Annotated in this window: 13 protein-coding genes; 9 read left to right on the forward strand and 4 right to left on the reverse strand. The window is 49.9% G+C overall.

Annotated elements, in window-relative coordinates; genetic code table 11:
* Window positions 1-37 precede the first annotated feature (37 nt).
* Together Q8L79_RS17975 and Q8L79_RS17980 are read right to left on the reverse strand one after the other, a co-directional pair.
* Window positions 38-1603, reverse strand: a complete 1566-nt coding sequence (locus Q8L79_RS17975) for a DHA2 family efflux MFS transporter permease subunit (RefSeq protein WP_305274032.1) — start codon at window positions 1601-1603, stop codon at window positions 38-40.
* Window positions 1604-1610: 7 nt separating this feature from the next.
* On the reverse strand, window positions 1611-2627 hold the full coding sequence (locus Q8L79_RS17980; RefSeq protein WP_305274034.1) for an HlyD family secretion protein: 1017 nt from the start codon (window positions 2625-2627) through the stop codon (window positions 1611-1613).
* A gap of 200 nt (window positions 2628-2827) precedes the next feature.
* On the opposite strand from Q8L79_RS17980, the gene Q8L79_RS17985 reads away from it, so the two are divergent.
* A complete protein-coding gene (locus Q8L79_RS17985) occupies window positions 2828-3442 on the forward strand; it encodes a TetR/AcrR family transcriptional regulator (RefSeq protein ID WP_305274036.1) in 615 nt (204 codons plus the stop codon).
* Window positions 3429-4706, forward strand: coding sequence for a TolC family protein (locus Q8L79_RS17990; RefSeq protein ID WP_305274037.1), 1278 nt, complete (start codon window positions 3429-3431; stop codon window positions 4704-4706). The genes Q8L79_RS17985 and Q8L79_RS17990 overlap by 14 nt, the downstream gene beginning before the upstream one ends.
* Before the next feature lie 73 nt (window positions 4707-4779).
* On the opposite strand, the gene Q8L79_RS17995 is transcribed toward Q8L79_RS17990, so the two are convergent.
* A complete protein-coding gene (locus Q8L79_RS17995) occupies window positions 4780-5235 on the reverse strand; it encodes a bacterioferritin (protein WP_305274039.1) in 456 nt (151 codons plus the stop codon).
* A gap of 286 nt (window positions 5236-5521) precedes the next feature.
* Here Q8L79_RS17995 and Q8L79_RS18000 point away from each other — a divergent pair, with 286 nt between their 5' ends.
* From Q8L79_RS18000 to Q8L79_RS18025, 6 genes are all read left to right on the forward strand, one after another.
* The gene (locus Q8L79_RS18000) at window positions 5522-5974 is read left to right on the forward strand and encodes a nucleoside deaminase (RefSeq protein ID WP_305274041.1); all 453 of its coding nucleotides are present in this window, start codon (window positions 5522-5524) and stop codon (window positions 5972-5974) included.
* A gap of 139 nt (window positions 5975-6113) precedes the next feature.
* Complete coding sequence (gene glyQ, locus Q8L79_RS18005) at window positions 6114-7028, forward strand: glycine--tRNA ligase subunit alpha (protein WP_305274043.1); 915 nt, start codon at window positions 6114-6116, stop codon at window positions 7026-7028.
* Between the two features lies 1 nt (window position 7029).
* Window positions 7030-9099 (forward strand): glycine--tRNA ligase subunit beta, encoded by a 2070-nt coding sequence (gene glyS / locus Q8L79_RS18010; protein ID WP_305274045.1) that lies wholly within the window; start codon window positions 7030-7032, stop codon window positions 9097-9099.
* A gap of 90 nt (window positions 9100-9189) precedes the next feature.
* Window positions 9190-9741, forward strand: a complete 552-nt coding sequence (gene gmhB, locus Q8L79_RS18015; protein ID WP_305274047.1) for a D-glycero-beta-D-manno-heptose 1,7-bisphosphate 7-phosphatase — start codon at window positions 9190-9192, stop codon at window positions 9739-9741.
* On the forward strand, window positions 9701-10447 hold the full coding sequence (locus tag Q8L79_RS18020) for a 1-acyl-sn-glycerol-3-phosphate acyltransferase (RefSeq protein WP_305274049.1): 747 nt from the start codon (window positions 9701-9703) through the stop codon (window positions 10445-10447). Before gmhB ends, Q8L79_RS18020 begins: the two co-directional genes overlap by 41 nt.
* Before the next feature lie 117 nt (window positions 10448-10564).
* Entirely contained in the window at window positions 10565-10972 is a 408-nt protein-coding gene (locus tag Q8L79_RS18025) for a hypothetical protein (protein WP_305274050.1), read from the forward strand.
* A gap of 64 nt (window positions 10973-11036) precedes the next feature.
* On the opposite strand, the gene Q8L79_RS18030 is transcribed toward Q8L79_RS18025, so the two are convergent.
* Window positions 11037-11522 (reverse strand): YchJ family protein, encoded by a 486-nt coding sequence (locus tag Q8L79_RS18030; protein WP_305274052.1) that lies wholly within the window; start codon window positions 11520-11522, stop codon window positions 11037-11039.
* 207 nt (window positions 11523-11729) lie between these two features.
* Between Q8L79_RS18030 and dusA the strand changes: the two genes are divergently transcribed.
* Complete coding sequence (gene dusA, locus Q8L79_RS18035; RefSeq protein ID WP_305274054.1) at window positions 11730-12725, forward strand: tRNA dihydrouridine(20/20a) synthase DusA; 996 nt, start codon at window positions 11730-11732, stop codon at window positions 12723-12725.
* The last annotated feature ends 49 nt before the right edge of the window (window positions 12726-12774 follow it).

Below are 12774 nucleotides of genomic sequence, written 5' to 3' on the forward strand. Positions count from 1 at the left end.
TCACTTTGCACAGGTCGCGCCCTGTACTGAGACAACTTTACTCGTGAATTGCAGCGGCCTTTTCGCCATCGACTTTCTTTAGAAAAGGCGCAACAACAAGCGAAGCCAGGAAGATAACGGCGATAACCTGAAACAGGTTATTAAAGGTCATCACTTCCGCTTCCCGCAGAGCAAGCCCGGTGATTTGTTTTAACGCAGCCAAATCGGGATCAGGCAAATTCATTTGCTGCATCGACGCCGATAATCCTTCCAGCATTTCCTGCGCCTGATAGCTGGTTGCGGTAACCGAGTCTCGCAACGTCGCATAATGGGCTTTGGTTAAATAAATCATTTGCGTATTGGCAACCGCAAGACCGATCGCGCCGCCCAAATTACGCATCAGGTTATAAAGCCCGCTGGCATTTTTGATTTCTTCCACCGGTAACAGGCCTAAGGCCAAGGTGTTAATGGGCAGAAAACACAACATTAATGCTGTGCCTCGAATAGCCTGCGGCCAGAAAAAATCCCAATATCCGGACTCGGCAGTTAAATTGCCATTCAGCCATGAACCCAACGCGAACAAGCTAAACCCCAGACATAGCATCCAGCGCAAATCCATTTTTTTCTGCAATGGCCCGGCTATAAATGCCGAAAGCAATTGAAACACCCCGACAACCATTAGGTAATAGCCGATTTGCAAGCTGTTAAGGCCTTTAACGCTGGACAGATAAATGGGTGTCAAATAAATGATGGTATAAAGCCCCACGCCCAGCACAAAACTGTAGCCGCAACCTACAGCAAAATTGGTATTGCGGAACGCATAGAGATCGATAATCGGGTGAGGATTTTTTAACTCCCAAATCAGCATCCCGATACCACTGATGACGGCAACTATCGTCAAGGCGACAATCATATGATCTTCAAACCACTGCTTGCGTACGCCCTCTTCCAGCACGAACTGCATACTGCCTAAAAAAACGGCAATCAGGGCGATGCCGACAAAATCGATTTTCTGCAACAGCGCCCAGTCGGGCTGATCAATATCAAGATACTTCCACACCATAACGCAGACTATGATCCCGGGGATGATATTGATCAAAAACAGCAATTGCCAATTGTAGGTTTCGGTAAGAAAGCCGCCAAGCACCGGCCCGATAGTCGGCGCCATGGTCACAATCAAACCGAGCACGATGGTCATGGCCGGTTGCAGACGCGGAGGAAACAAAATGAAGATTACGGTAAAGGTCATCGGAATCATCGCGCCGCCAAGAAAGCCCTGCAAACAGCGGAACACGATCATCGACGGTAAATTCCAGGCGAATGCGCAAAGCAGACTGGCTAAGGTGAATCCGCCTGCAGATATGACGTATAAATAGCGGGTCGAAAAAACCCGGCCCAGCCAGCCGGACAACGGAATGACGATGACTTCGGCAATCAGGTAAGAGGTCTGCACCCAGGCAATTTCGTCCTGGGTAGCGGACAGCCCGGCCTGTATTTCCTGTAGCGAACTGGCGACGACCTGGATGTCCAGTACCGCCATAAACACGCCTATCGCCATGCTGAAAAAACCGATCCACTGGCCCAGGGTCAGCGGCGTTTCTGTTTGCTGATGATCTGTTTCCATCACAGGATTAATGGACTTTTACTTTGGCTTCAGCCGACAAGCCCGGCCTTAATAACTGGATATTCTCGGACGAATCGAAGACTATTTTTACCGGTACCCGGCGCACGATTTTGGTAAAGTTGCCGGTGGCATTTTCCTCAGGCAGGATACTGAATTCGGAACCGCTGGCCGGTGAAAAACTGTCCACTTTGCCGGTCAACTCAAGATCGGGATAGGCGTCCACTTTAACCGTAACCGGCTGCCCCAAGCGCATGTGTTGCAGTTGGGTTTCCTTGAAATTCGCCTCCACCCAGATTTTGCTGTTTTGCACCAGAGAAGCCAACGCAACGCCGGGGCGCACCAATTGCCCAAGCTGTACGCCGCGATTGCCGATGATGCCGTCTACCGGCGCTTTGACCTGGGTATGTTCCAGGTCGATTTTCGCCAAGGTCAATTGTGCCTGGGCATTTTCCAAGCGGGCTTCGGTTTCGGTGATTTCAATGTCGAGCGTGGCTAGTTGATTGTGTTCGGCGCTGGCTGAGGCCTGCGAACCTCTGAGTTCGGCCGTTGCCTGCTTGGACTCCGATTGAACTTTATCCAGAGATTGCCTGGACGCCGAACCCCGATCAATCAGGTTATTAAAGCGCTGCAAATCTTTTTGAATTTGCTCCCGTCTGGCTTGCACCGCAATTATATTGGCGCCGGCCGTTTCGATATGCGCATGCTGGGAGGTTTTCATCGCCCGCAAACGCTCAATGTGAGCTACTTCCGCGCTGACATTGGCTTCGGCCTGAATAACTTTCGCCTGATAATCCCGGTCATCAATCGTTACTAGAACGTCATTTTGCTTGACGGCCTGATTGTCATTAACGGCTATGTGCGTCACATAACCCTGCACTCGGGGACTGATTAACACGATATTGCTTTGTAGATAAGCGTCGTCGGTAGTCTCATATTGCTGGCGATCCACCAGCCAATAGCCGATTCCTGCGACTAGAGGGACCACTATCAATAAAATCAGTAAAACAGAGCGAAAGCGAAGCATAAAATGACCTTGATAAACTAAACGGTTTAGTTTAGTCTAACTTATGATTTGCTTTTACGCAAAAACAAAAAGTTATGAAATTACCAAGAACGACGGCATAAATGCAGGAGCCATTGCCGAGACACGAAGAATTATCGTTCCCACGCCCCAGCGTGGTAACGATAATTCACATCAGCCATCACCCTAAATTTAACAAATAAATGACTTCAGAACCCACCGATCCCAAGCGCCAAGCCATTCTTAATGGCGCAACCCGCATGTTCCTGGCGCACGGCTACCGTAACGTCAGTATGGAAAAAATCGCCCAGGCCGCACCGGTTTCCAAGGCGACGCTGTATAACCATTTCGACAGTAAAAACGCCCTGCTCGCGGCGGTCATTTCCGACCTTTGCGAGTCTTTATTGCAGACCATGACCCAGGCGACTATCGAGTCGGATGATGTTGAAAACAATCTGACCCAAATCGCGACCTCCGCGGTGGATTTGATTTATGCCGAAGATGCGCTGGCTATTTATCGGCTGGTGGTGGCGGAAAGCCCCGATTTTCCTGAGCTGGGTCAATTATTTTATCAGAGCGGCCCGCAAACCGTATTGACACAACTGGAAGACTATTTCCGGCGCTTGAATGCCGACGGCCGCTATCACATTGCCGATCCGGTATTTGCGGCGGATGCGTTTTTCAGCATGCTGAAAGGCGATTTGCATTTGCGCTGCCTGTTGACGAAAACGCTACGGCCTTCCGCTGACGAAAAAAAACAGCTGATTTCAAAAGTCATTGCTTTTTATATGCGGGGTATGCTCCATGCTAAGCCATAACAATCCTTTAATCGGCTTGTTAATGTTTCTGACTGCAACGGGGGCTTCGGCGGAAACGCTGGAAGACGCCTGGGACAGCGCCCTTAATAATAACCATCAGATCAAGTCGGCGAAAGCCGACACCAGCGCCTCCGAACAGCAGTTACATTCGGCAGAGGGGCAGCGATTGCCTGATCTTAACGTAAGCAGCGGTTATACCCAGTTTAGTGAAACCCCGGCAGCGAAAACCCAGATAGGAGGCCAAACAGCTCAGTTCAGCACCACTCAGGCCGGAAGCGTGAAAGCCCAGGCGATTGCCTCGGTGCCGATTTTTACCAGCGGGCGCATCAGCCATAATATCGATGCCGCCGAAGCCTCCTTGCAAGCGGTTCAATCCAATGAAATTACCTCGGTATTAAATATCAAAATGCAGGTGGCGGAAGCCTATATCGCGGTATTGCGCATGGATAGCGCCTTGCAGGTCGCGCAAAGCCATGTCGATACGCTAGAGCTGCATATGAAGGATGTGAATAACCTGTTCGATCAAGGCATGGTGGCGCGCAATGACGTATTGGCGGCCAATGTGGAACTGGCCAATGCCCAACAGCTGGTCGTTCAGGCGAATAATCAGCTGGACATTGCCAAGGCGCGCTATAACCAGTTGCTGGATCGAAATCTTGCCGATGAGGTTAAACTGGCTCATCAGTTCCCTGAAACCCCACAAGGCACATTAAACGACCTGAGCGGCAATGCGTTAAAACAACGGCCCGAATTGGTCACACTGGCGCAGCAAATAGAGTCGCTAGGCCAGCAGGCGCAGAGCGTAAAAGCCGGACTGTTGCCGCAGGTTGCCGTCAATGGCGGCTATCAATATCAGGAGAACCGCTATCAGGCCTTTGAAGGCATGTGGATGGCCAATGTCGGCATGGATTGGAAAATATTCGACGGCAGTTCCGGCCATCGTAGCGATGCGATTACCCGACAAGCTATTTCCTTAAAAGAGCAACGCGACGACTTATCCAGCGTGATCGGCTTGCAGGTGCGCCAAGCCTGGCTGGATATCCAAGAAACGCAAAAACGCATCGCCGTGACTCAGCAAGCGATAGCGCAAGCCGATGAAAATTTAAAAGTCACCACCGACCGCTATCAACAAGGTTTGTCCACTAATACCGATGTACTTAAGGCGGAAGATTTGCGTACCACAACCTATGTTAATTTGAACAATGCCACTTATGATGCCGCGTTGGCTGCATTGCATTTGCGGCGTGCAGTGGGTGTTTTGTAAAATACTCTTCGTGGATCCGGCGCATGACTGACTACCTCATGCGCCCTTTCCGCTGACGCATTTGTTCTCCACCTTACTGATCAAACGGTTGAACATCGCCCGGTTTCCGAAGCATTTTATTCACTTCGTCCAGATGCAATTCTTCCCCTACAATCATTTCTCGCGCATACTCCTCCAACAATACTGAAACGCCCTCGGAGGCTTTCAGCAGGTCAAAATAGGCGGCTATCGCTGTTTTCTCGTGTTCCAGACTTTCTCTTAGAATATCGCCAATATCGTGCTTTGCCGTTTCCAATAAAGGACCAATCTTAAGCGAAGGATGCCCTCCTAATAAAGTTACCAGTTCGCCGGCTTTATGCGCATGGGCAAGACTCTCGTCAGCATTGCCTTTAAGCCAGGAAACAATTGGAATACGGTTATAACCGTAAACCATCAGCGAGTAATGTGTGTAGCGAACAACCCCCGCCAGTTCAAGTTCCATAATTTTGTTAAGAATATCTACAGCCCGTTGTTTTTCTTGATCGTTCATGTCGTTTCTCCTTTTGATTATAGAAAAATGTCACCTCACATTAAGCGACACCCACTCAGATGTTCATCAAAATTCTGATAACGATGTATGACACCGCCTCACCGCCTATTACTTTGACCCGATACTATAGCAACAACTATTTTTCTCAAAATGAATTGATGCAGAAATAATCCCGCGCTTAAATCAAGCGCTATTCCGCTTAAACGAGCCGTTTGGGGTACAATATTTTTGTTATTTTTAACGCATAACCCGCCTATAACAATAAATCCACTCAGGGGAACTTTCGATGAACTATACAAACATGCTGGCCGTAGCGTTCGCCGAAGCGCAAGCCGGTTTTGACGAAGGCGGCGTACCGGTCGGCGCGGCGCTGTTCGACGCACATGGCAATCTGCTCGGACGCGGTCGCAATCGCCGGGTGCAGGACAACGACCCTTCCGTCCACGGCGAAACCGACGCCTTTCGTAAAGCCGGTCGCCAAACCAACTATCGCGACAAGATTTTGGTAACGACATTGGCGCCCTGCTGGTATTGCTCGGGCTTGATCCGGCAATTCAATATCGGCACGGTGGTAGTCGGTGAATCGGTCAACTTCGAAGGCCACCTCGATTGGCTTAAAGACGCCGGAGTACATATTGTTGAAATGAACGACGCCGATTGCATTGCGCTGATGCGGCGCTTTATCGAACAATCGCCGCAAATCTGGTTTGAAGACATCGGCGAATGCGCTTGCACTTAACGCTCGCAGACACCTTTCCGGGCTAAAATACTTGCCGAATCCGCCTGTCTAAATTTGCGGCGACCCAATCTAACGATATGCCCCATGGCAGTTTTTCAGTTATAATCCTCCCCTTTTTATTGCCCAAGAGCGTTAATCCGTGTCCAGCATAAACAACGACTTATCTACTTTTCAGGGACTCATCCTGGCCTTACAGAAATACTGGTCAGATCAAGGCTGTATTTTATTACAGCCGTTGGATCAAGAAGTTGGCGCGGGGACATTTCATCCCGCCACATTTTTACGCGCCATAGGCCCTGAGCCTTGGAACGCGGCCTATGTGCAACCGTCGCGCAGGCCGACCGACGGCCGCTTTGGCGAAAACCCCAACCGACTCCAGCATTACTACCAGTTTCAGGTGGTTTTAAAACCGTCGCCGGACAATATTCAGGAATTGTATCTGGGTTCGTTACGCCATTTGGGCCTGGATTTGCTCGAACACGACGTGCGCTTCGTCGAAGACAATTGGGAGTCGCCGACTCTGGGCGCATGGGGACTAGGCTGGGAAGTCTGGCTGAACGGCATGGAAGTGACCCAGTTCACCTATTTCCAGCAAGTCGGCGGCCTTGAATGCAGGCCGATCACCGGCGAAATCACTTACGGTCTGGAGCGCATCGCGATGTACTTGCAGGGCGTTAAAAGCGTTTACGACCTGGTCTGGACCAAAGGCCCCTTCGGCACCGTAACTTACGGCGATGTGTTCCATCAAAACGAAGTGGAAATGTCCGCTTACAACTTCGAACACGCCAACGTCGAGTTCATGTTCGAGTGTTTCAACACTTACGAGCAGGAATGCACCAAGCTGATCGAATTGAACTTGCCGCTGCCGGCCTATGAAATGGTGCTGAAAGCCTCGCATGCCTTTAACCTGCTGGATGCGCGCCACGCCATTTCGGTTACCGAGCGCCAACGTTATCTGTTGAGAGTCAGGAATTTGGCTAAATCCGTAGCCGAAGTCTATTACCAACGCAGGGAATCGCTGGGATTTCCAATGTTAACCGAGCAGGGAGCATAACATGGACACAAGCAAACATTTATTGTTCGAACTGGGTTCGGAAGAATTGCCGCCCAAAACACTTAAAAAACTCTCTCAGGCTTTAGCTGATGGGTTTCGAAAGCAGCTTGAAACCCTACAAATAGATTTTCAGGAAATTGAATATTTCGCCACTCCAAGGAGATTAGCGGTCAAAGTTATTGCCCTTAATACTCAACAAAGAAATCAATTAGTTGAAGTATTAGGCCCGGCTGTTTCTGCATCCTATGATGATAATGGTAATCCCACTAGAGCAGCGGAAGGATTTGCCAGTAAATTTGATATTAGAGTTGACCAGCTACAAAGGACAGGTCAAGGCAAGAATGAAAGATTAGTTTATAAAGCTGAAGTAACTGGTAAAGATACAGATTTTTTCTTGCCTAGTATTGTTGAATGTGCTGTTTCCAACTTACCTATTGCTAAAAGAATGCGTTGGGGGAACTACACTAACGAATTCGTCAGGCCCGTGCATTGGGCGGTTTTACTTTATGGCGACAGCGTTATTGACATGGAAATCTTAGGATTAAGAACCGGCGCAACCACGCAAGGCCACCGCTTCCACGCTCCGCAAAAAATCACCCTAACCAAGCCGGAAGATTATGCTGATGCGCTATACCAACAAGGCCATGTTATTGTCGACTTTGAACAAAGGAAGACCATCATTCGCGACGCGGCGCAAAAAGCTGCCGCTGCGGTGAACGGCATTGCACATATCGAAGACGATTTGCTGGAAGAGATTGCCGCCTTGAACGAATGGCCGGTGCCGATTACCGGGACTTTCGACCCGCGTTTCCTTGAGCTGCCGCCGGAAGTATTGATCACCACGATGCAGACCAACCAGAAATATTTTCCGGTTAAAAATGCCGATGGCGGTTTGCTGGCGAACTTCATCACTTTCAGCAACATTGAAAGCACCAACCCCAAGTCCATACAGCAGGGTAATGAGCGCGTGGTAACCCCGCGCCTTTCCGATGCGGAATTTTTCTGGAACCAGGATCGGAAAAAAACGTTGGAAGATCGCGTGGAAAGCTTGTCCAGCGTGGTTTTTCAGGAGAATCTGGGCACGGTTTTCGCCAAAACCAAACGCGTGCAAAATCTCGCGAAATTCATTGCCGGACACCTGAACGCCAATGTCGAACTGGCCGAACGCGCCGCGTTATTGGCCAAAACCGACCTGATGACCGAAATGGTCGGCGAATTCGGCAACCTGCAAGGCATTATGGGGCGCTACTATGCGCTGGCGGACAACGAGCCGGAAGAGGTCGCACTGGCAATTGAGGAACAGTATTTCCCCAAACAATCCGGTAGTCCGACTGCCGGCAGTACAACGGGGCAAGTCCTTGCTATCGCGGAAAAAATAGACACGCTGGTAGGTATTTTTGCCGTCGGCTTGATCCCTACCGGCGACAAAGACCCTTATGCATTGCGCCGCGCCGCGTTAGGCATTCTCCGAACCATCATAGAAAATAAACTCAACATCAATATCATCGAGCTGACGGAATTCGCCGGCGCTCAAATTAAAACCGTTGCCGATCAATCGGGAACATCCGACCGGGTTATCGATTTTATTTTCGACCGCTTGAAAGGTTATTGTCTTGATCAGGGCTACACCGCCGATGAATTCGATGCGGTGATCACCGTAACTCCCGCCGAACCGCTGGATTTTATGCAACGTTTGCAGGCGGTTAAAGCCTTCAGGCAACTGCCCGAAGCCGAAAGTCTGGCGGCGGCGAATAAACGCATCCGCAATATCCTGAAAAAATCGGAGTCCCAACCGGCCGCCAGCGTCGGCGCATTGCTGGAGCCGCAAGAAAAGCAGCTGTTGCAAGCGGCGCTGCAATCTGCCGATGACATTCAACCGTTACTGGCGCAGCGCAATTATCAAGCAACGCTTAACCGTTTGGCGGGATTACGCAATGACGTCGACGCCTTTTTCGATCATGTGATGGTGATGACCGACGATCTCGACTTGCGCGCCAACCGGCTGGCATTGCTCAACCTGTTGTCCGAGCAGTTTTTGACCTGCGCCGACATCTCCAAACTGCAATCGTAAATGAACATACCACAGGGTTCATCGTTCCCACGCTCCAGCGTGGGCGCGCAGTCAGCGTCGCTCCACCGGCGCGGGAACGCACTATAATCCATGCCCGAAAACCGCTACGTGTTGCTGGATCGTGATGGCGTCATTAACCACGATTCGGATGAATTCATAAAATCCCCGGAACAATGGCTGCCGATTGAAGGCAGTCTTGAGGCCATCGCCCTGCTCAACAAGCATGGCTATAAAGTCGTGGTGATCACCAATCAATCCGGTCTGGCCCGCGGCTTACTTGATGCCGTTACGCTGGAAAAAATCCATGCAAAAATGCAACGCATGGCCGCAGAAAAAGGCGGAAAAATCGACGCTATCTATTTTTGTCCGCATGGTCCCGACGACGACTGCAACTGCCGCAAACCCAAGCCGGGATTGCTTGAAGCCTTTGCAGGCGATCACCATGTCAACCTGAGCGGTATAGCTTTTATCGGTGATTCGCTCCGCGACCTCCAGGCAGCGCAGGCGGTCGGTGCAAGCCCGATACTGGTTAAAACCGGTAAAGGCCGAAAAACCCTAACTGAAAATCCTAATCTCGACATTCCTGTTTTTGAGAACTTATATGACGCAGCAAAACACCTCACATCAAGATCCCAGACCTAAAAACTATATAGGCTCGGCCCTGCTATTTTTGGGCATTTTTTCTACTGCTACCATCGTCGGAATATTACTTATTCTAGGCATGCTGACGACCTTTAAAGTGCGTTGGAAAATCGGTCATGCCTGGTGCGCGATTATCAGTTGGATAACCAGAGTTACTTGCGGCCTCACCTATGAAGTGGAAGGACTGGAAACCATCGATCCGCAACGGCCTGCCATTATTTTGAGCAATCATCAGTCTGCGTGGGAAACTCTGGCGTTAAGATATATTCTGCCGCCACATTCAGTGGTCATAAAACGTGAACTGCTTTATCTCCCGATTTGGGGATGGTCGCTGCTCACCCTGAAATCCATCGTCATCAACCGGAAAAACCAACGCGCCTCATTACGCTCCCTGCTCGAACAAGGCACTAAATATTTAAATGAGGGCTTATGGGTGCTGATTTTTCCTGAAGGCACTCGCGCCGGAGCCAGGGAAGTATTGAAGTTTAATATCGGCGGCGCCATGTTGGCGCATAAAACCGGCTACCCCGTCATTCCGGTCGCACATAATGCCGGGGATTTCTGGCCGCGCTATAGTTTTTTAAAGTACCCCGGCGTGATCAAGTTAAAAATCGGCCCGGTTATAGAAACCAAGGGACGCAAAGCCGCCGACATCAATGCCGAAGCGGAGGCCTGGATAACGCAGGCAATGAAGGAGATGGATTGATTCAGGCCAAAAGCGAAAGACAAAGGGCAAAAAGAAGAGTCCCTTTAGCCTTTCGCCCTTCATATATGCGTATAATGCCGCACGGCGCATTTTCAATTTAATTACGGTAACACTCACATGAAAAAACTACTGCTCATTTCCCTGTCTGCATTATTACTCTCCGGTTGCGCAGATAGAAAACAATATGAAGAGACTGTATTGGAGCAAATGCAGCTGGAAAAAGACATTAAGGACTACAAATTATCTCCCGAGCGCATGGCTAAATGCGTCGTTGATACGACATCGAACAACATGCCCGGCATTTTTGCTCTCGACCCCAAGCGCTTGACCGCTTACCGTAACTATACAAAAATGTTGACGCTGTCCTCGTCTAAAGACCCTAAAAAGACCCTTGAAGAATTACGCACTGATTTCGGCTCGGCACAAGAGCTTGCAGAAGCGCATTCCAACTATACCGAAAGCCAGATGGACTGTTTGTCCGCGCTGATCGGGGAATCGGAAGAACCGACAAAAGACGAAAAATAACGCTGGTAGCCTGATCAGAACAACCCAGGGCGGCCGCCCAATCGGTCGCCCTTTTCGCCTCGCCTCACTCGACGCCGCAACACCGTTTAAACTTCTTGCCGCTACCGCAGGAACACGGGGCATTCTTGCCCAGATTAGTCTGTAAACCTACCTTGCCGATCGACTTAACCAGCCCATCCAGATAAAACCAGCCGCCCGCGCGTTTAATAAATTGGCTGATCTCCGTCATGACGTACTCTTCGCCATCCTCCAAATAGTACGCCTTAAACTCCACCACGCCTTTAGCATCCTTAGCCCCGCCTTTTTTAGTGTTGCCGATTTCCAAGCGTTGCCAATCGACTTTTTCCTTGGAGAAATCGATCAATTCAGGCCGCACCGTGGCATCCCAAGTATCTTGCAAATAACAGGCATTATGCAAAGCATAAGCAGTAAAGCGCGAACGCATCAAAGCTTCGGCAGTTACGGGCTTTTTTTCGCCGGAATGAAATGGGCCGCAGCATTGAGCGTATTCAATGCCCGATCCGCAAAGGCAGAAAGTTTGTGTGTTCAAAAGAAGTTCCTTATTAAAATGTTGGCTTATTTTACATGGATCCGTACTTGATAGTAGGGTGAAACCTGACAACTTGGGCTTCGACCATCCGCCTAATTTCTGTTTATGAATGAGCTCCCGTTATAATATTCTTCGGCATGAGTCGCATAATACCCGCGCTCCCATCGCCAATCCGTAACCTAACCCACTCAACTATCCGATAAGAAATTGATAAGTAAGCAAAATAAAAATCTTCATCCCGGCAGAAAATTCTGCGTTGCCCCGATGCTGGACTGGACTGATAGACACTGTCGTTATTTTCACCGGCTGATTTCACAACATGCGCTTTTGTATACCGAAATGGTCACTACCGGCGCGTTGATTCATGGCGACCACCACCGGTTTCTGCAATTCAGCGCAGCCGAGAACCCGGTTGCGTTCCAATTGGGCGGCAGCAATCCACGGGAATTAGCCATTTGCGCCAAGATGGTTGAAGATTATGGCTATGATGAGGTGAATTTAAACGTCGGTTGTCCCAGCGACCGGGTTCAAAATGGCCGTTTTGGCGCTTGCCTGATGGCTGAACCCGAACTGGTCGCCGAGTGCATTGCCGCCATGAGTCAGGCAGTTTCGATCCCGGTTACTGTCAAATCGAGAATCGGCATTGATGAACGCGATTCTTACGAAGAGCTGGTGCATTTTATATCGACAGTTGCCGATGCCGGTTGCGAAACTTTTATTATCCACGCCAGAAAAGCGTGGTTAAGCGGCTTGTCGCCCAAGCAAAACCGAGATATTCCACCGCTGCGCTACGATGTGGTCTACCAAATAAAACAGGATTTTCCGCAACTGGAAATCATACTGAACGGCGGCATCATCACATTGGATCAGGCCGAAGCTGTTCTGACCCATGTCGACGGCGTCATGGTTGGCCGGGAGGCTTACCACAACCCTTATTTACTGGCCGAGGTGGACCGGCGCTTTTATGGCGAGTCCACAGAACCCAGATCACGGGAAATGGTTATGGATTTGTTAATCCCCTATATCCGGGAACAGCTTGAGCTTAAAGATGGAGTTCGCTTAAATAGTATATCCCGGCATATTTTAGGCCTTTTTCATGGCGAACCGGGAGCCAGAGGCTGGAGACGGCATCTTAGCGAAAATGTGTGTAAACCCGGCACGGACATCAATGTGATTTTGAATGCGTTGCCTACAGGGATGTAGGCAAGGGGCGCGAGCGGGAGTAATTGTCGAGGAGCGGAAACTTTAAAAC

Source organism: Methylobacter sp., assembly GCF_030680395.1.
Taxonomy (GTDB): Bacteria; Pseudomonadota; Gammaproteobacteria; order Methylococcales; family Methylomonadaceae; genus Methylobacter_A.